The 19,374-nt window shown below is 51.9% G+C and carries 14 protein-coding genes; 8 read left to right on the plus strand and 6 right to left on the minus strand.

Features of this window, described 5'->3' with window-relative positions; translation table 11 throughout:
* The first annotated feature begins 6 nt into the window (after window positions 1-6).
* From AC56LW_RS14170 to AC56LW_RS14185, 4 genes are all read left to right on the plus strand, one after another.
* On the plus strand, window positions 7-2,310 hold the full coding sequence (locus tag AC56LW_RS14170; RefSeq protein WP_332529855.1) for a S8 family serine peptidase: 2,304 nt from the start codon (window positions 7-9) through the stop codon (window positions 2,308-2,310).
* A complete protein-coding gene (locus tag AC56LW_RS14175; RefSeq protein ID WP_332529856.1) occupies window positions 2,286-3,410 on the plus strand; it encodes a trypsin-like serine peptidase in 1,125 nt (374 codons plus the stop codon). The genes AC56LW_RS14170 and AC56LW_RS14175 overlap by 25 nt, the downstream gene beginning before the upstream one ends.
* On the plus strand, window positions 3,410-5,017 hold the full coding sequence (locus AC56LW_RS14180) for a hypothetical protein (protein WP_332529857.1): 1,608 nt from the start codon (window positions 3,410-3,412) through the stop codon (window positions 5,015-5,017). The genes AC56LW_RS14175 and AC56LW_RS14180 overlap by 1 nt, the downstream gene beginning before the upstream one ends.
* 920 nt (window positions 5,018-5,937) lie before the next feature.
* Window positions 5,938-7,659, plus strand: a complete 1,722-nt coding sequence (locus AC56LW_RS14185; RefSeq protein WP_332529858.1) for an ATP-dependent nuclease — start codon at window positions 5,938-5,940, stop codon at window positions 7,657-7,659.
* Between the two features lie 495 nt (window positions 7,660-8,154).
* Here the strand turns inward: AC56LW_RS14185 and AC56LW_RS14190 are convergent, their stop codons facing one another.
* Entirely contained in the window at window positions 8,155-8,793 is a 639-nt protein-coding gene (locus AC56LW_RS14190) for a DUF4145 domain-containing protein (protein ID WP_499635328.1), read from the minus strand.
* A gap of 211 nt (window positions 8,794-9,004) precedes the next feature.
* Between AC56LW_RS14190 and AC56LW_RS14195 the strand changes: the two genes are divergently transcribed.
* A complete protein-coding gene (locus AC56LW_RS14195; RefSeq protein ID WP_332529860.1) occupies window positions 9,005-9,661 on the plus strand; it encodes a recombinase family protein in 657 nt (218 codons plus the stop codon).
* Between the two features lie 65 nt (window positions 9,662-9,726).
* On the opposite strand, the gene AC56LW_RS14200 is transcribed toward AC56LW_RS14195, so the two are convergent.
* Window positions 9,727-10,371: an AbiU2 domain-containing protein gene (locus AC56LW_RS14200; RefSeq protein ID WP_332529861.1), complete on the minus strand. Its 645-nt coding sequence runs from the start codon at window positions 10,369-10,371 to the stop codon at window positions 9,727-9,729.
* A 385-nt stretch (window positions 10,372-10,756) separates the two neighbouring features.
* On the opposite strand from AC56LW_RS14200, the gene AC56LW_RS14205 reads away from it, so the two are divergent.
* Window positions 10,757-11,023: a hypothetical protein gene (locus AC56LW_RS14205; protein ID WP_332529862.1), complete on the plus strand. Its 267-nt coding sequence runs from the start codon at window positions 10,757-10,759 to the stop codon at window positions 11,021-11,023.
* Between the two features lie 674 nt (window positions 11,024-11,697).
* Here AC56LW_RS14205 and AC56LW_RS14210 read toward each other — a convergent pair.
* From AC56LW_RS14210 to AC56LW_RS14225, 4 genes are all read right to left on the minus strand, one after another.
* Complete coding sequence (locus tag AC56LW_RS14210; RefSeq protein ID WP_499635332.1) at window positions 11,698-12,573, minus strand: hypothetical protein; 876 nt, start codon at window positions 12,571-12,573, stop codon at window positions 11,698-11,700.
* 92 nt (window positions 12,574-12,665) lie between these two features.
* Entirely contained in the window at window positions 12,666-13,787 is a 1,122-nt protein-coding gene (locus AC56LW_RS14215; RefSeq protein ID WP_499635335.1) for an MrcB family domain-containing protein, read from the minus strand.
* Window positions 13,788-14,568: 781 nt separating this feature from the next.
* Complete coding sequence (locus AC56LW_RS14220) at window positions 14,569-15,459, minus strand: hypothetical protein (protein WP_332529864.1); 891 nt, start codon at window positions 15,457-15,459, stop codon at window positions 14,569-14,571.
* Between the two features lie 278 nt (window positions 15,460-15,737).
* On the minus strand, window positions 15,738-16,457 hold the full coding sequence (locus tag AC56LW_RS14225; RefSeq protein WP_332529865.1) for a hypothetical protein: 720 nt from the start codon (window positions 16,455-16,457) through the stop codon (window positions 15,738-15,740).
* A 634-nt stretch (window positions 16,458-17,091) separates the two neighbouring features.
* Here AC56LW_RS14225 and AC56LW_RS14230 point away from each other — a divergent pair.
* Together AC56LW_RS14230 and AC56LW_RS14235 are read left to right on the plus strand one after the other, a co-directional pair.
* Window positions 17,092-17,697, plus strand: a complete 606-nt coding sequence (locus tag AC56LW_RS14230) for a hypothetical protein (RefSeq protein ID WP_332529866.1) — start codon at window positions 17,092-17,094, stop codon at window positions 17,695-17,697.
* Window positions 17,698-19,014: 1,317 nt separating this feature from the next.
* Window positions 19,015-19,347 (plus strand): hypothetical protein, encoded by a 333-nt coding sequence (locus AC56LW_RS14235; protein ID WP_499635338.1) that lies wholly within the window; start codon window positions 19,015-19,017, stop codon window positions 19,345-19,347.
* The last annotated feature ends 27 nt before the right edge of the window (window positions 19,348-19,374 follow it).

Consider the following 19,374-nt stretch of genomic DNA (forward strand, 5'->3'; position numbering starts at 1 on the left):
AACGACATGAGTCTCTGCCTCAAACTGCGGATTCTGTGTACCGTGGGAGCATTTAGCGCCAGCGTACAGCCCGTGCTCGCCCAAGATGTAGTCCCCGTCTCGCCCCCAGAAGCAGTCATAGTAGATGCCCTACCACCAGACCGCGTGCTAGCGCCCACATTGAGCGAGGCGACGATCCAGGCGCCCAAACATGTCACGTTGCGTTTTGAAGGAGGACTGCTGGAAGATAATATTGGTGCCACGCTTGAGAAACTGTACCTGCGCCACTTGCTGCCCACCTCGGTGGTTAATGCAGCAGGCTCAACTTCTTTAACAGAAGTGATGAGAAAGTACAGAAGTTGGCCCGGGGGGACCATTTCACCTCGATTGGAAATGAATTTATGCGCAGCGAACCCACAAAGCTGCAAGTTAGAAAAGACGCGAGCCGTTTGGAATTTTCCAAGGGGCAATGCTCAAGTTCTGGTAGAGGACCAAGGTTGCGGTGCCGTTTTACCGGTTGGCTGGATCTGCGTACCGGATGTCCAGGTCAGCGAATACAAGACCATTCAGTCGCTCAGCTATTCGCCTAAGACTGAGTCCCTGGAACAAATCATCCTGCAACGCGCGCGCGGCTGCGAGTCTCTTGATAATGACTGCCTGGACGTACTACGTTTTCTAAACCGCAATGACCTAAGTGGCGCCGCCGGTTGGTTACGGATGCCAGTCAAATCATTCAGCATGCGCGTCCCGATTCGGTCAAGAGAACATGAGGCTAGCATTATGCAGGCCGTGGGCGACACCCGAGCCACGCAGCGGGATATGGGCAAGCTGTCGTCTAAGAACGCTAACATGTTCATCACACGCTCCCAAAACTACAAAGCAGAGGCGGCAATTAAGTTGCCGGCTGGAGTAGACGTCAACGATCCCAAACGCATGATGAATTTCCCGGTCGGTAGTGCCGCCTTGACCGAGTTAATGAAACTGCCCGAAGAGTATATCGGCGTCTTCGACCGCCGCGCCGATGCGAGGCATTGTGTTCTCTACCCGGTTGCGCCGCCGGGTGCCGCGACTGAAAAGGTCATCATTAGGGAAACTTACGGTGAGGACGACGATGGCATTCCAAAACCTCCAGCGCGCGACGAAGAGTGCACTCGAGTATTTTCTCAATCGCGTTCTTCACTAGAGGTTTACGATCATGCGACCCATATCATCGGCATCCTAGCAGGGCAACCGCTGGATAAGAAGCTGGGGAACGACTTGACCGGCATCAATCCCAGTGCGCGTATTTGGGTCTATGAAGTCGGCGTCAGGCGGCACAAGGGAAATGACGATCCGATCGGCTCAGTGGCACTGGAAAAGCCGAGCTTCTCGCCGCATGTGATCAATATTAGCCAGACAATGGAAGGTGTCGATTCGCGCGACTACATGCGTCGAATCATCTTCGGCGCCGACGAGAATGGTAATGGATGGGCAGGCGTAATGGTTTTCGTCATGGCGGCCGGCAAGCCACGCACTCCCGACAAGGCACGCGTCGATCAGAGCACTGCTTGTGACGTTTATCCTGCCTGCTGGGCGCTGACCGAAACGCGTCGTGACTACGGATTGCTGACCGTAGTCGGTCTTTCGGCCGACGGCAGCACCGTGCTGCGTGACAGTGCAGGCAATCCGCTCAGTCGCTTCGGACAGGCGTTTGACGTGGCAGCGGTCGGCGAGGCATGGAGCGCCTATTTCGGCAACGCTTTCGGCCCGATGCAGGGCAGTTCCGTGGCCACGCCCTATGTGGCAGGGCTCGCGTCGCTGCTCTATGCGCAAGTTAGATTGCAATCGAGAGGCAAGATTACGCCAGATACGCCAGACGTGGCAAACCGGATCCGGTACACCGCGGACCTTACTGATGCGCTCAATGAGACGGTCCGCTTTGGGCGCATTAACGCCGCACGCGCGCTCGCGTTCGATACCGACAAGATCAGCGTCAATGGCCCTGAGGAAACTGAGGAACATATGCCTGGCACCGTGGTCAGGACCACCGACGTGGTGATCGTCTCGGAAGCGGCCGAAGCAGACCTGGGGACAGGCACGATGCTGGCCCGGCGCGATTTGAAAATTCCGGTGAGCGCCATTAAGCGCATCTCGCGTAAAGCCAAGACCAGTGCCTATTGGCTGATCTACCAGGAAGACGGTGCCCTTAAACGGCTCAATGACGCCACATTCGACGAGACACAGCAGCTGCGTGTACGCGCCGGCCGGGGCTTGCCGGGCGAACGCATCAGTACTGTCAAACTCAACAGCATCAGGGAGTATGTCGCATGTTCATTCACCTGCAAACAATGAAAGCCGCCTTTGCACTGGCGCTCGGACTGCTCTTGGCTGTCGCGGTCACGGCATCAGCCAAGGGCTTTATCGAGGGCAAATTCAAGGACATCGGTACCCGCGTAGACCAGCGAGACGTACGCGACACCGGCTCGCAAATCTGGTGGAGCAGCGCGCTATATACAGAAATCGAGAGCCGTTTCCTACAATTTGAGCTGGTGTTGACGTCCGTACCACCTGACGGCATAGAAATTGTGTTTCGTGATGATGCTGACCGCCGCCTAGACAGCATGGTCATAACGGCCGCTATGGCGGGCAAGTCGCTGTGGTCGCCGGTACTGTCGACCGACCGAGCCAGGCTCAGCATCGAAGGTGACAAGGCTCCAGGCCTGTTTGCGTTGACCATTGCCCGCGTTGCTTACGAGACCGACACTGCCAACGAGATCAAGCCGCAAAGCGCAACTTTCAATTGGACCAAGGTGAGCGATCTCCAACCCAGCGAGCCTCGCAGGGGCTGGAGCAAGTCGGTGGCCAAGTTGCGCTTTCGCGACGGTACGGTATGTACTGGCTTCCTAACCGGGAGCGATGTATTCGCTACCGCCTTCCATTGCTTTGAAAACGCCAACGCGCTTCTCAATGGACAGCCCATATGCGATCAAGTCAAACTCATGTTCGACTACCTAGTGGTCAATACTAAGACAGTGCAGCCTGCCTGCGTCTCGGTGCGGCGGCCTTTAGCCGACAAGGACTTCGTGGTGCTTAAGCTCAAATGGGGGGGCGGCGAGCCCGCCCGCCCATTTCTTAGGGTGGCCGTTAACCAACCGGCAGTGAACAGCAAAGTTACTGTCCTGCATCATCCCGGCGGTTGGTTCATGGTGGTATCTGATCAGTGCGCGTCCGAAAGCAAGGACGGAAAACTACTCTATACGTGCACAACCTTCGGCGGTAGTTCTGGAGCGCCGGTGCTGGACGGGCAGGGGCGCGTGGTCGCTCTGCACACCAACGGCGCCCATGACGAAGGAATGACTTTTGAAGATATGGTAAGCCAGGGCATAGATCCAACGAGCTTGCGAAACTTTGGCATTCCCGCTCTTCCTATCCGTTCCCACCTGGAGAAATGATGGCATCCTTGTCCCCTGCTGCTGCCCTGCGCGTGGCGCGCCAAGCCTACTTGTGCAATGGCCTAGCCATGTTGCTCGCGTTCCCCATTGGCTTTGCCGGCGCGGCGCCGGCACCGGCGCTTGTAGCGAACATGACTGCCGGTACTGGCCCCGGTCAGGTCGGCGTGCTTGGAGGCGCCGAGGACGCTGGCAAATTCGGACCGCCGAGTTTTGTAGTCCTTCCCGACGAGAGCCTGGTCGTGTTGGACGCCGTCAATCTCCGCTTGAACGTAATCAGTAAGAGAGGCTTCGTCAAAGCCATTGCACTCGACACGCTGCACGCGCCGCGCGACCTGGCTTTTGCCGCCGGCAAGCTATACGTCTGGGATGACAGCGTTGTCCAGGTGGCGAAATATTCTGCGGCCGGCGGACTGATAGCCTTGCCGCGCCACAACGGACAGCAGGAGTCGTCATCGCTGGCGGTGCGCGCCGCACGCAGCGCCTTCGCAGATGCCGGGCTGGCGGGGAAGGGCGACGGCGGCAACCTCGAGTCGACGTCGGCCATGAGCGTGACCGATTCATCCGGCCGTTCCTGGAACTACCGAGTCGCACGCCAGCGAGAAGGCCTGGCCCTAAAGGTGTGGCGCGCGGATGGTGAGCCCACCACGCTGGCCCTGCCGTTAGGAGGCGTTGCGGAAGGTGCCGCGCTGATCGCGATCGACTCACAAGGCAATTTCTATGTGCGCGCCGAGCAGTTTGATAGTGCCGAAGGAGCCGTGTCGGCTAACATCTTTGTAGCCAAGTTCAACTCGGCCGGAAAACGGCTCGCCTACTTCTCCTTGCCTGACGGCGAGGGATGGGTAACCAGTGGCCGCGTTTTTTCTATTTCACCAACTGGCAGGGTTTACGTTGCCAATGATGCCGACGGTTTCGGCATCCATGAGTTGTCGGCCTCCGCCGAGCCCGCGGCTCCTCCCGTTGCCGTCAGGCCAAAGCAGGCGCTGGTTGAAGCGGCACGAAGCATTCCAGAGGAGCGCGCCGCAATCCTGGCGCGCGCCGACCTGTTCTACAAGCTGGCTTGGCCGCTGGCGCCAGCCAACTACAATGGAAAATATTCGTCAGTGTGCGACAAGAGTGCGGGCAAGTTTTGGTTACGCCCATCGCGCCTGAACGGGAAAACTGGCGAGACCATCAAAGCCGTGCCTTATGCGTGGGGCATTAAGGATACGCTGGTTGGCTTCTCTAAGAAGATTGGTGCCGGTGCTTTGGCGGGCAACGTGTGCACCTGTCGAGATCCTAAAGTCAATGACTGCGTGATAAGGGAAGTAGCGGGGATCGATTGCTCCGGGCTAGTATCGCGCGCTTGGAATATTGTCCCACTCGGCACAAGCGGCTTGGCCGCAAAAGGCCGGCAGCTTGATAGGATCGAGCAATTACTTCCAGGCGACATCTTGAACAAAGCGGGTAGTCATGTGATTTTGTTCGTTGCGTTTAACCCCACGGCAACCCCGCCGTCGGTCACGGCGTACGAATCGTCACTGCATTGCGATGGCGTTTGCCGGCGCGACATTCCGCTGCGCCAGCTACGCGGCTATAAGCTCTACTCACCAGCATTCCTGGAACGCTAACAAACGCTGCGTCAGCATTAGGACGCAGGAAACAGCTGTCATGCCGAATTAGCCGGCAGTGCGTGCTCTGTCACCCGGAGAGGCGCCGGCTAGCCGAATTGGAGCGTGCGAACCGAGTCAAAGCTAGCCCCCCTCCAGCAGGAGTTCGAAATTGATAGTGCTGCACACCTCGTTGCTGCTTAACACGATGCGATACTGGTAGCTGCGCCGAGTGCATGCGCTAACCAATGATGCTGCCTCATAGCGGGGAGGATCAGGATGGCCAGTGTTTCGGGTACGTTCAGCTCTGAACGCATGATGTTTGCCGTTAGGCTCATTTTAGCGCCTCTGGCGGCTGATGTAGATGAGCTGTTAATACTGACAGCTCGTGAAACATCACGTCGTGCCATATCTCTTTCGCCTTGTGTGCGTTGATGATAGGAAAGACACGGTCGTTACCGACACCGTACCGGGCGCGAATCGCTCAATCGAACTGCTACGCGAGATTAGAGCAGAATCCGGCGAAGCCATGGGAACGCGTCAGTCTTTTAAGTGGCGCAAACGGCATCTAAGAATGGTCGCGCGGGTCAATTACCTGAACGCTGTCCATTATCGGAACGTCCGGGGGGGCTGGATCGTTCCTGACACCCGCATAGCGCTCTGCAAGCTGAGGCGTTGCAGCTTTTTGTTGAAGCCTCTTTTCTTCATTTCACTGCCGATTCAATAGCGTACTTCTTACTTCGGTCCGGGCGGTAGACACGCGCCTCTAACGTTTTCTCGCCTGTCGACACGTAGCGCAAATCGCGAGCACTAAACATCATTTCTTTGGGTCTGCGGAGACCAGCGCCGACGTACTAACCCCTTCTCACGAAAACTTGTCTTGGTTAGCGACTTTTAGGGTACCCTTGCTTCTTTGAAACTAGCTATAGTAGGTGATTTTGATGGAAATTAAAGCACTTCAAGTCATAAATTTTAAGCGGAGCAAAGACATCGAGATCGCCACTCCAGCAATCACCATCGTTATCGGCGGAAATAATTCTGGAAAATCCTCCCTCCTTCAAGGTATACACTTTGCTATTACTGTCTTGCAATCAGCACGTCTCTCCGCTGACGGTGGAAAAGCGATCAGTACTTTAGGGTTTGATCAATTCATCTACAAGCCGACAGGTGATCTTACTGGGCTAAACCATGGCTCCCCGCTTACGTCAAAGAAAGGCCCTGATTTTGTATTTACATATAAAGATGCGGGCGATGACGAACTCAAGAAGTTCGAGTTGACATTGCGGCGCGGAAAAAATGCAAATATTTCCGTTACCTGTGATGAGAAAAGCACATTCTTCACCCGGGCGGCCGATCGCGCCCGTCCATTTTCTGTGTTCGTGCCAGGACTCGCGGGGGTGCCTCTTAGAGAAGAACTGCGCACTCCTTCAGTAGTTGCAAATGGAATTGCCCAGGGCGACTCCAACGTATATCTTAGAAACGTTCTCTATAGAATTCTCAACGATGCAGAAAAGCTAACCCGTTTCCATGAGGTAATTGGATCGATTTTTGAGGGGTTGAAGATTAGTTCGACATTTAACCCGGACATTCATCTATTTATTGATATTGCAGTTGAGCTGGACGGAACGCGAGTGCCATTAGAGATGGTTGGGACAGGGTGTCTTCAGGCGATTCAGCTTGTCGCATATGTCACCGCCTATGATCCATCATTGCTTTTACTCGACGAGCCAGATGCGCATTTGCACCCATCGAATCAGCGTTTATTAGCGGCAACTCTCTTGAGGATCAGCTCAACCGGTAAAACCAAGATCATTCTTGCATCGCATAGCCGGCATATTTTTGATGCTTTGGCTCATAATGAAGAGTCGCAAGTTGTATGGCTGCGCCATGGCGTGAAGCAGCCAGAAGGGGAGCGCACAGGGCTGTCAGTTCTCTTGGATCTTGGAGCATTAGATAGCTTCGAGCTGTTTAAAGCCGATAAGCAGAAGATCGTGTTTCTAACAGAAGATACAAAAGTAGCTCGCCTCAAGATATTGTTGCAGGCAAATGGTTTGGCGGAGGGTGACTATTTTATACAACCGTTGCACGGGGTTAATAATCTTACCGCCGCAGTCCCTATTGCCGACTTTTTTATAAAACAGGCTACGAATACCTGGGTGATAATTCATCGTGACGGTGACTGTATGACGGACAAGGAAAAAGAGTGGTGGGTAGAAAATGAAAGCAAGAAACTGCCTGAGCGGACCTTCCTTTTCGTCACTCCATTGACCGATGTAGAGCATTCGTTTTGTCAGCCTAGGCATGTGGCAAAGGTGTATGGAATGACAGAGGAGGCTGCAAATCAGAAACTTCAAGATATCCTCACAGAGAACGCTGCGAAGCTAACAGTCGAATATACCCAAAAACGGACTCATCTCAAGGATAATGCTCTTAGGAAAATGCAGAACGTGCCATCCGCGGGTGATCTGATTGGCAAGGCCATTTGTTTTAACCAAGTTAAAGGAAAGTCCCTTTTACCCTTGTTGCTAGATTCCTTAAGTGCGGATAACCATAACCCGATGCGACTTACCACTGTACCGTCTCCAATCCTCGTCGACGTAGGATTAGCAGCTCTCGTTCAGAGAGCGAAGTTACCCGGCGATGCCCAAACAGTGTTGCCTTAAGAATTTGGTTTTGAGTGTTGATACGCAGACAAGATCAGCAAGGTGCACACTGCTTAGCGGATCCAGTTCGGTGCAATGCTTAGCAAGCTGCGAAAAAAAGGACACGCTAGGGGTGGCGAAGCGAGACCGGCTGGGGCGGGACGCTCTGGACGTTGGGGCCGCAATCAAGTGCCTCGTGGCGCTGGGTCGTCTAGCGGAAGTTTGCATGGCTAATGCACTACCGCCGTCTAGGCCGTGATTAGGAGCATCGAATCGATGTAGCTAAGGGTATGATGTAGATCGCATTTGGCTCATCTTTACTTCGTAGGCTGCATTTCCGGCGAGTTTCTAAACCGTCTCTGAGGCCAATGTTACGGCCAAGTAATGTAGTCGAGAAGGCAGCTCCTGATCCCGGCGCCTTGCCATGCAGAAGCGTATAGAAGCCTCAACGGTATATTAGTAACGTTAGACGCCACGATGGTAGCGAGCTAGCTTAGTCGTCTGTTAATCGTTAGATCAGCTGTTGAACTTTGTCAGCAAGAACTGTTCAACAAAACCAATGACGCTGCCAACGTCCGGTTCGCTGATCTTCTCCCAATTAGCGTGAAGAGCATAGTTTCGGATCGTTGGCATTCTGTCTAGAAGAGCCTTTTGAGCGCCAGCGATAAGCCCCGCACTTTTTAAGGCGTTGACCACATCCGTCATCGACTTGTTGTCCGTATTCAGCTCATTGACTATAGCGTAACGCTTTAGCGCATCCTCTAATGCAGCACACGCCAGCACAGCAGCAACGTCCTTGTGCCCCTCGCTAAGTGCCGTTCTTGCCAGCCCGACGAAATCTCCGAAGACTTCGCCCGATACGCGAAGCTCAACATTGAATACATAGCCCCCCTCAAAATCTTCCTTTGCGCTGATGAAGAGATTATGAAGTGTCCGTACGGAATGTTCGCTTCCGCTGCCGTTCTTGAGAGCACTTGAGAAACTTTCGTACTGCTCGCTTGCCTCACCAAACACTGCTCTAATCAAGCTTAACGCGCTAGTGGCCCAACCTTGCCACTCCCCGTTTTTTACGATCAGGTCATCGCCGTACGGATCCTTGTGCCAAGAAGTCCGCACTCGTTTTGCCTCAAGTTCTCCAAACCGGCGATGGAACACTTAATTCATATTTCCTCCAGATAAACAGTAGTAAGAATAACATGTCCGAAAAGAAACTGTATTCACAACAGCGGTCAGATAGGGTGGTCAGCGTATAAACAGTTAGAAACTCATCAATTCAGCTCCTCCGACGCCCCAGAGTTCGCTTGTGATCATTAGGTTATTTAGGGTATACTCTATTTAACTTATCAAAACTAGCAAATGGAAGATCATGACCAAGCCCAACGCCCGGATTTATCAACGTGTCTCGACCAAGGGCCAAGACTTGACCCGTCAAGACGCTCTGCGGGTTGAAGCCGAAGCAAAGGGCTACAAGGTCGTTGCAACGTACAGCGAGAAGGAGTCTGGTACAACCGAGAAGCGCCCGGAGCTTCAGCGTATGCTGGCAGACCTGAACGAGGGCGACGTTGTAATCGCCGAGCATCTGGACCGCATAACCCGTCTACCGATGGATAAAGCGGAAGCCCTGATGACTGCGATCAGAGCAAAAGGCGCTACAGTGTCGGTTCCCGGCCTGATCGACTTGCCGAAAGCAGAAGAAGGCATGAGCGGCATCGTAATGGAATCCATGCAATCAATGCTGCTGAAGTTGGCCCTGTACCAATGCCGCCAAGACTGGGAAACCCGACGCGAGCGTCAACGTCAAGGTATCGAGCGTACACGGGCTCAAGACGCACTCAAGCCGCTGGCAGAGCGGAAGAACCAAGGCCGCAGGGAAGACACCTTCACTAACGGTAAGATCGTGGAACTGCGTAAGCTGGACTACACCATCACCAAAATTGCCACTACCTTGTGTGTAAGTGAGTCGCAGGTCAAACTAATCCTGAAGCGTAACAAAGTGCAGAGAGCAGCGCAGACCGTCGCTTGACACAGCCTGCGACGCCATGCCCTTCGTACCCGCCGTTACCGTATAGCCGATGCGACTGTAGTCCGCTATTCACCTCTGATGGCCTTCTTTTCCAACCGCTCTAGTCGCTTCAATGCCACTATCAATCGATCCGCACCGCTGACAAGAACATTTTTTTCATAACGTACGTCCACATCATTATAGTAAGCCTCCACCAACTGCAGCACCTTACGCAGCGCCTCCAGTGTGTTTTCAACGTCCTGACGACTGACCCCGCTCATTTCAAACAATGCGGGATTTATAGCGTAGCCGTGATCTTGGTGGGCAATACGTTTGTCGCGATGATCTTTGGCAAACTTAGCGAGGTGCGCAGCATCTACAAGCGCCTGCGTGACGTTCTCCTTTAGGATCGCATCAGTAATGAATACTGGAAGCGAATAAAGTGTAAGGTTCGTCCGTAACTTCTTCCCCCGACCTTGCTCCGCTGGATCGAGCATGCGGCAGATACCGAGCAACATACTGTCCCATAGCTCATCCTGTACGATCTTGAAAAACAACGCTGCTGTACGGTTCAGCACTTCGATCGTGCCACCGTCAGCGTAAAGCTCCCGGTACTGCTGCCATACCACGTGTAGCTCGACAAGTTGAGCACCAAGTATCTTTACTGAATCCTGTAAGCCTGGCTGCATAGTAAGAATTCTTCGCTCTGTGCTGTCGCTCGATTCAAGCATAACGTCCCCGTTCACAGTTATTAGATGGATGCTATCTGGCACGAATAAGCGGTCACCAGTAGTTATTAACTTTTCTAACTGTTTCATTGAGGCGAAGGATGCAAGTGCGGATAGTCAAAACGCGTAACAGGACTGTCGAGATAGACAGGAGCGCGTTGCGTGACGCAACAGGAACACGCTCGGAACCTTCCAGGTCACCAGACCACTCCGACCCCCACCCGTGACCGGGGGGGGGGCGGCGAACCCACCCCCGGCCCACGCACTTGTATCGGTCAATCCCTCAAAATTTTTCGGCGCATGGAAAAGCCAAAATTTTTTTTCGAGGCACCGTCGAATTACTCTCTATCCGGCATCATAGCGTTGTGCCCACATCACGCCCTTTCTCATGAATAATAAGATACGCCAAGTTGTCAGTCGCTCGCTGCGCCTCATGCGTGGCGCATTAATGCTTCCAGCTACCGGACTCTTCGACCGGCGCAAGTTTATCCGTGCCGATGAGTCCCAAAGCACTGCTGTTAAAAAAGCTGCCCCGCCTGCCCAGCAGGCCGTGCCGCCTATGACCGAAATGCTGCAGCGCATCAATTATCGCCTTGATGTGATCGAAGAGAAAATCGACCTTTTGCTCGTGCCAATGGAAGCGGTCAAGCACTGACAGCGGACTTCCCTTCAGAGGCTGTCCCGGAGTGCCGGTATCATCAGAAGACCAAGTCGCCTGGAGGTGCCTACCGCTTCGCTTCGATCAATTACTCTGGGTTTGGCTTGAAATTTACCTGATCCAATCAGGTCCAGTCGGCCAGGATTATTTCGCGAGTCGAAATATCCGAATAGCCTCCAGCAGCATGAAGTTCGCACATCGCGCGGGGCTGCTGAAGCATGGGTGGGTCTTCTTGGACCTGGTTCTGTCACCCTTGGCATAGAACGCTGTCAAAACTCTTCCACGAAGCGGATCATTCTGTCTTCTCCATAGGTCCGGAACGTAGCTCGAACTGAAGATGCCTTGTCCTGGCGATATGCCGAGCGGCCGGCGCTGTTGACGGTCATTTTAAAACTTGAAGCGTAGCTTGCTTAACCGATTGCACTCTGCCCTGGCGCTTTTGCTCCCTTGCGCAGGCATGAATTTTTGGGCAAGTTGTTTCATATAAAGAAGTCGCCCATTATCTAATCAACTCAAAAAAACTGCTAAACGTAAAAAGCGCGCAAACCAATAGCGCATCTAAGATTTTCTATATGTTCAGAGTTCCAAAAAGCAAGTTTATTTGCTTCCAGCCTTATTGAAACTCAACTCATATATGTCTTGTCGCAGAAGAACGCAGATTGCCAACTGTATTACAGGCCGAAGCGTTTGAAATCATTTGTGCAGTTTTGGAGTCGCTCAAACGCTGAAAGATATTCTGAAATCAAGCTTGCTAGATAATCTGGTTGTTTGAAATTAACATACCTCTGCCCATCCAGAATAGTTTCTGGAGGCCGCTGGATTGCATCCGCGCTTTGAATCAAACTGGTCATATAGTTTAGTAGTTCTTTATCCTCACAGTGGTAAGTGGTTGCCCATTCATCTTGCCAGCTGAGTCCAATTCTTCGCGTTTTAGACATTTGCAAGATTTTCCTTTCGGTGTCGTCTGGTATAGCTACGCCAGAACGAAACGGATCTGATTGCCTAAATCGTAAGTTCCATAGTGCGTCAGCCAAAGGCCTATGCGCGTTTAGAAACATCTGCGCTCCATTCAATGAGGAGGCGGTTGGACGAGCGACTTGAGCCCTCTCATCTGGGCGTGCTACAACTTGAAGTGGTTTCCCCTGATTTTGTTGCCACCATGACGTTGCATTCTCTTTCCATTGCTGTAGAGTTAATATAGAGTATTGCTGAGGCTGTAGGATGTCGACTTTCCGGTGACAGTTTGGGCAGAGCCATACTCCATTGCTTGCCAAACTACGCTCATATGGCGACAACTGGGAGTTTCCACGTGGCCCATTAGAGTTCTCCGCAACTATATGAGCCCCGTCCCCCGCTGACTTTGTCGCACCCTTTAGAAAATAACCTGTAGGAGCCCGACAATCGGGTTTTGCACAGAATCCACCTGCGTCGATAGATAATTGTGTGCGTATTGAGTCTGAAAATGACATTTTTCCTCTGTCTGAAGGGATAGAAAAACTTGAATTTCTTCTTTGAAAGGTGATGCCGGGCAGCTGCCAAATTTCCACTCGTATGCATTACCTGAAGCAAGCAAATACTTTCTTAAAACCACCCAAATCGTGATTCACTCCTACTTCATATTAATCCTAAAAAAACATTCTTAGTCGTCTATGCTGAGAACCTTGTACATCTTCGCCAGTTGCTCTAGTGATATCTCAATGCCCCGTTCTTGCAAGGCCGCATTTCTGTTTTTGAATAAAAATTTGAGATGATCAATTTTATCGGCCTGAGTACCATGGTGAAATTTTCGATGGCAGGTAGGGCAGAGTAAAACTATATTTTCTTCAACATCTAGACTGAAAGAAAAATTAGTTTGCTGACTGAATGGAACAAGGTGATGAGCCTCAACGTAATTTTTTTTTGTTTTTGCAGAGGTGAATGAGAAATGCGTTTGATCTGATTTTTCAAGGGCACATACTGAGTTCGACATTGCCAGTGCTCTTGCGACGATTTCTGCTGAGCGAACGTGTCTGACCTTGCTCCCCACGCGCCCAACGGGTGGAGGTGGCTGTGGACCGGTAGTTTTTGGCAAGCCCCAATCCTGCACTTCGAGACTTGTTGCGGCCTCAAGCATTTCTTGGTCCGTGACGGCAATGTCTAAATTGATCAATGACGTAGGGAACTGAACCGCGAGTGTCATATAGCAACGCAGCAATTCAGCTAAGTCAGCTTGAACCTCGACTTTGTTAGGTGTCGCCCCTATAGTATACGTTTTCGATAAGATCGCTCCGGCTTCATATCCTTTCCCCAGCGTCCCGTCGGTGTGTAGGTCAATCGGACCCGTGCAGAAACCAGCTGGAAGGGGAGCAAGTATGGAAAGCGCGGCGTGCGCACAATCTTGTAACTTTGGATAAGCTAATTTTGGATGAGCATACCTCTTTTCGAATGCTGTGTAGCCTTGATTTAGTGACAAACTTATCGACGACATGTCTTCCGAAAAAAGGAGAACGATATAGTAGCCTTGAGTAGCGGACTTCGAGATTGTCTTTTTGAAGACAGCGACCCATGGAACTTTAGCGAAGCTCCGGTTAGGCTCTCCCGCTGAAGCTTTGATATGAAAGTCATCAATATCGTATCCAGAGTTTTCGACCATCTTCCGCAGCAGTCCAGGTAAATCTCCTCGAAGGGCTTTGAGTGCCATACTAGTGTTCTGGCCAGGTACGAGCTTATGTTGCTTTTTTGTTAGATGGTAGTCGTTAAGGACATCTTCGAGTTCTTGCATAATTATTTAGTAATTATTGAATGGCTGAAATTTTACCACGAGCTACAGTCAACTGTAATCATCATATCGTTCCCTATAGCTCAGCCGATGCCTACAGTCGCGTATCTCGCGTACGGTAACGTTTGAATATTAAATCGGTATTTAGTAATTTAACTTAAAAGTGAACAATTTTTATATCGAATGATGAAATGGCACTTCTGGTTTCCTTTCACACATGATCGACACGCTACGGAGTTCTACTGCTGAATACCACCGCCCCATGCAGCTGACACGGGCTTGACATGGCTTACGCATAGCGGCTAAGCCGAGTGCGCACTGTCCACGAATTCCTTGTATAACTATGCTGGGCGTCACATTAATTTTAAAGCAGCGTCCAAGAAAATTATGGGTCAAACTGGTTCGCTGCGCGCGTTAACCGGCTCATCTAGCGCTTGTATATTTGACGGTATCCTAAAAACCTCTGCGTACGTACCGCGTGCTCAGTTGTTGTTATTCTCCGAGATTTCGGATGGCGCGACAAAGATTACGGACCAGTTTAAAACGCGCAATCCCGTCTAGATCGTGGAAACCGTTGTGGACATCCCCGGACATGCCAACAGTACCGCCGTGGCCAGCGGCGCGACGCTTAATGATCGCATCTACCTGATGGGGGAGGGCCCGTAGGCTGATGATGTCGAACTCGCGTTTTTGCATAAGTCCTAGCGAATTAGCTCGTCGTTTTGTGTGGGTAGAGTGGCTTGATAAGACGAGGCCGATTCCAATCTTGTAGTGACGAAACGTGCTAATTGTCGCCCGCATCCTTCAGCAGGGTGCGATGTGCCCTACTAAGCGTGATCGCCTTGACATTCTTCACCTCGCGGACAGAGCCATCCATGTACTGAACCTTAATTTTTGGTAGCTTGAATGTTTCGACGACATCGCTATGCCATAGGTATTCCCATTCGTAGGAGCCAGAATCCTCGGGCGCGATTGGACCGATTCCCTTAACCGTTATCGACGTTCCCAGACGGCCGCGGACAGGGTCGCCGACCGCGTTATAGCCCACCACAGTAAACCAAACGTATTTTATCGGCTTCGAAGCCTGATTTATTACTTCGATCGAAAAACTCGTTCCCTCGGTGTGTTCGCTGACGTCAGCGATGCCACTGGAAACAACTGTCAAGCCGGACTTCTTATGGCTGTCCAATACATTTAGCACTTCCGAGATTTCCTTTTTGCGTAGGTATATTGCAACGCCTTCCGCTTGCTTGAAAAACAGCGATTGTTGTTCTGGCGACAGCGATTTAATTGAATGTGCCTCCTGCCCGGATAACTCGAGATCGCTCTCGCGAATATAGTATTTCTGTGCACCTTTGAACACGGTATAGAAACCTTTTGGATTCGAGTAGGGCGATGTACAGCTTTCGTATCCCGCAACAACGAGCATTGTCGTCCCCTTTAGCAAGGTGTCGCTGCCGGTCTGGCACGAAGACGACAATGACTTACCGATAAAGACGTACTCCTTCGCAACGCCCGCTGCGGGCTTTGGAATTTGCACGATCTTGCTATCGCTGCTATCGCTGCTATCGCTACTCTCGCTCTTTAATTCTTGCGTCTTTAGGGTTTGTGCATTGATTTGGGTTTGAGTTAGCGTCAGCAAAAGTGCAGCGGTCAGGAATTGGCGGATATTCATGGTTGTTCTGTCGTTGCTCTGGTAAAAGGCTGTGTTATCGTTGTTGTGCTTGAAAAGGCTTGGCCCGACACGATATATCAATATGGCTGCGATGGTGGAGCACTGTTATAAGCCAAATCGCGAAAGCGCCGAGGTGCAGGATTGCAACTGTAATTTCGCTGGCGTTACGCTCGCAGAATTGGGAATATGTTGGTTCCGAATGTCCGCAGCGTAATGAGCTCGGGCGAGAAGCGGCAAGACAGGCTTGGGGTTTGCGTTGGGTGCGCGGATTAGCACGATCACGTTTTCGGCTGGTATTTTGCCGTGTCAAACCCACTGATATCAAACTCGAAAGCCGGCGAGCCGTTCTGGTAGATCTCGACCGCCACACGGACACGCTTGGCCTTCTTCAGCTGCGATACGAACCCCGTGTAGTCATCAATAAAGACATACTCGGTGCTATGGTCCGCTGCACCGCTGGCCTGGAATCGGATTGGCTTTCCTTCGTCAAACCGTACCTGCACCTGGCAGCCCTTGTAGGAGGGGCACAATATTTGGCCTTTCTCCATCCCGAAAATCACGTCCTTGCCGTATTGCGGATGGGTACGGAGCGTTAGGCTTCCTCGCTGTTCGTCATTGTAAGGAAAGCTAAGGTTGACCGTATTGGAACTGCTCACCGTCGCCGTGTATTGGGTCTTCCCAGTCATCGGCTCCTCGACAGCTTCGTAGCGCCACTGCTTTCCTGCCTTGTTTTTCACTTCAGTTGACTGGGAGGAATCTGCCGCACCTGGCGTCGTGGACACGTTTGCCGCTTGAGCACTCGGTACCCGCGGAGCTGTTTCAGCCAACTTGGTCTCGAGAGCGACGATGCGCGTATTTGCCGCCTGCAGCTTCTTGTTTGCTGCGTCCAGGTCAGCATTGTTCGAACAGCTGGCCAGCAAGGCTGCGGCGCCAAAAACAGCGCCGATAAGAGCGCTCTGGCCGCGACTTGTGGAGGTGGGAATAGTTGGCATGGACATATATGGATCGAAAAAATGATAGCGGCTTGCATATCGCACCGCACACCAATACGTTCTCCGGCAACGAAGCTTGCGCCGGGCACCGTTTCCGGTGCTGTAGACATGCGGTACTGTCCCGGTTGTTCAGCTCGAATCCGCTGCATGGACAAGGATAGGGATTGTACCGGCCGCGTAGCCTAGAAATGTCCCCAACCGTAACAATATTGTTAGGTATTGAACTATTACGAGTTCTCAATTGGGCCGCGTGTGTCCGGCGACATATGACCAAGGCTGTCCTGCTTATCAACTGAAGGCAACCGTCAGGTCTGCGTACATTGCTATAGCATCTTCCAAGGATCATCACGCTAAGGACCATGCCTTATGTGCACGAACGCCCGAGGTGCGAACGCCATAGCAATTTCATTCAGCGCGCCCAAGTACTCGACGCCGCCGATCCGCATCCTTTTTTGAAATTCTAGGTCGTCCTATCGGGCCAAGCGAAGGTATACCGAGGAATATCGTCGACTTAACCCGCAGATAGCGTTTCGTGGCCTGCGGGCAGAATCGGATCACTCAGTTGAATCGCGCCAAGTGCCCTACATAAATCCTAGCTTACAAGCGAAAGGCACATCATGCGAAGGTTATAATCATCCGCATGAAAAATTCCCTCGTCTTGACCTTATTCGCTGCGATGACTTTACCAGTGCATGCTCAACCCGTCGTGCAAGCGGTGACCGCTCAGCTTCAGCCGCAAATTAGCCGGGATGCCGACGGCTACACAGCCTGTGGTATCCGAGCCATCGTCATCGACATGCAACCGAAAGTGGTTGAGGCTTATGACTTCTCGCTGTACCTGCGCGCAGGAATGCCTGCCGGCACTATCAAGGCCGGGAAACATCAGACAATATCTGCAAAGTTCTCAAATGGGCGGTTTGACCGAAAAGTTGTGGTGCCTGGCCCTGAGAATTTTTGGATAGCGCAAGAACTGGAGGGGAAGGCACTTATTCCACTTAAAGTATTCGCTGGCGACGCGCCAGGTTACGTCCTAGGTCTAACCGATTTAGCTGGGACGCACGCGGCCATCGCCAGCATGATGGCGGGTCAACGCATGCAGTTCGCAGTTCGGTATAAAAATCAGCCCTACGATACTGTCGTGAGTTTTGCCTCGGAGCTCCCAAGCAAAGAGCTTACGCCCTTAGCGGCGTGCATGGACGGCCTCGTTGCTCGAATGAAGCGCGACGCCGCCATGCCAGGCGACTGACAGTCATGCGGATAAATGCCAAAGCGGGTTTAACCTTAGGCAGTCCTTTGAAACTGTTTCGAACTGGCATAGAAGCTAAGTGGTGGGCGCATCAAGCAGGGACACGCTGAATTGACCATTGTTGCTTTCTCTAAATTTTTCATGGGTGCTTAGTATTGTGCACAGATTTAGTCATTTTTGAACATGACGAAGCGGATCCGACCCAACAAGTTCCGTGCGACCGTTATACAGACAGGACGAATTATTTCGAAAGGTCGGAGAAAATATATTTCTTTTTGTAGCTATGAATTTAAGCACAATGAGAAAATAGCCCGTGGAAAAGGTTAATCCTACCCTCAATATTGTTATATGCGAATTAGTTCGCCTTATTCAAAGGATCCTACGCTCGTCTCGTTCGCCGAGGAAGTTTGTTTTGCGCAGAAAGCGAAGGCATTTCGTTAGAGGGGCTAGCACACTGATGTGGCTTTGGTCGTTCAGACTTTGGCCCCATTGGGGGTCCCAAGCAAAATTCGGGTTTGCTTTACGTCTTAAAGATTGCTGCTGCGTTGGGAACGACTACCGGCGATTTGATGGCAACGGCAGGGTTGTACACCGCTCGAATCATGTGGGTTGGCGTGTGGGTAGAGTTGGTGAAGTAAGGATTCTCATAGGTGTAGTGGCGGACACCGCTTCCGCCAAGTCAAGTAAGAGGCCCTAGCAATAGGGCCTCTTTTCATTAGTTCTCATAGAGCTCATTGGTTCAAACTCTATCCGCCTTCGTCCGATTGAATCGGCCTAGACCGTATTGGTAGAGGTTGGAGCAGGAACGGTGATCGTTCATAATCGATTGAAAACACGATCAGTGCCGAAGTTGAAGGAACCAGGCTGCTGCGGTAATGGCGGTGCCCTTCGGCTTCATGCTCTAAGACAGTGATTAAGAACTGAATCTCTCGATACACAATTGCGATGGGGCGGCGCGAGATAGGCCCCGGTTCGCTACTGTCGTAAGCTTCGCCGTTTGCCGCGAGAAGCTCCAAGGCGTGCAGGATGCTGCTCTTGGACGGCATCGAGCCGCATCCCGAAAATCACGGATACGCTGAATTGCTTGCTGTCACGACTGCCAAAATTACATTGTACGATTAGCGCGCAGTGCGCTACATCCAAGTCCACCGTTCCAGATGGAAAAATGCAAAGAATGCTAATCGGTGGCTAAACTCCATTGTCACCTTTGTCTCGTCCTTAACTGGAACATTTCTTTTTGTGAAAATAAGTACCGGATTGGGTGTAACAGTGTTGTCGCGGATTAGTAGAAAAAATTTGAGGCCGCGGCCCGATTGCGTGGACGTATCGAGAATATTCTTCACCGGCAGCTTTGCACAAGTGTTACTGCGGTGGAAAACCTCTACGATGATGGGCCATCTTAACTTCGCGCTAGCAAATCCGAAGAAAAGCGGGCTAATGAAAAATTACCCAGTTTTGGCGCGGGATAAGACAGGCGAATTCATGCACAGCGCAAAGCTGCGTGAAGGACTTGCTCTGCACATCAACGCAGTGAACCAGCTAAGACGCAATGCGGTAAATTCTCCCGCCTTTGCCCATTGGGGCGGCGCTGGCCTTGCGCTTGAAGCGCAGGATAAAAGCACTCCGGCAAGGAAGGAAAGCAGCCCGTAAAGCTAATTACGCATACCAGTTCACTTC

The sequence above is a fragment of the Telluria sp. LT2P80 genome (genome assembly GCF_059685955.1).

Bases quoted from the DNA above. Each gene is read 5' to 3' on its own strand.
- AC56LW_RS14215 (WP_499635335.1), bottom strand. From the start codon at position 13,787: ATGCAAGAACTCGAAGATGTCCTTAACGACTACCATCTAACAAAAAAG.
- AC56LW_RS14185 (WP_332529858.1), top strand. From the start codon at position 5,938: ATGGAAATTAAAGCACTTCAAGTCATAAATTTTAAGCGGAGCAAAGAC.
- AC56LW_RS14220 (WP_332529864.1), bottom strand. From the start codon at position 15,459: ATGAATATCCGCCAATTCCTGACCGCTGCACTTTTGCTGACGCTAACT.
- AC56LW_RS14195 (WP_332529860.1), top strand. From the start codon at position 9,005: ATGACCAAGCCCAACGCCCGGATTTATCAACGTGTCTCGACCAAGGGC.
- AC56LW_RS14230 (WP_332529866.1), top strand. From the start codon at position 17,092: ATGAAAAATTCCCTCGTCTTGACCTTATTCGCTGCGATGACTTTACCA.
- AC56LW_RS14205 (WP_332529862.1), top strand. From the start codon at position 10,757: ATGAATAATAAGATACGCCAAGTTGTCAGTCGCTCGCTGCGCCTCATG.
- AC56LW_RS14170 (WP_332529855.1), top strand. From the start codon at position 7: ATGAGTCTCTGCCTCAAACTGCGGATTCTGTGTACCGTGGGAGCATTT.
- AC56LW_RS14175 (WP_332529856.1), top strand. From the start codon at position 2,286: ATGTTCATTCACCTGCAAACAATGAAAGCCGCCTTTGCACTGGCGCTC.
- AC56LW_RS14225 (WP_332529865.1), bottom strand. From the start codon at position 16,457: ATGTCCATGCCAACTATTCCCACCTCCACAAGTCGCGGCCAGAGCGCT.
- AC56LW_RS14200 (WP_332529861.1), bottom strand. From the start codon at position 10,371: ATGCTTGAATCGAGCGACAGCACAGAGCGAAGAATTCTTACTATGCAG.
- AC56LW_RS14180 (WP_332529857.1), top strand. From the start codon at position 3,410: ATGGCATCCTTGTCCCCTGCTGCTGCCCTGCGCGTGGCGCGCCAAGCC.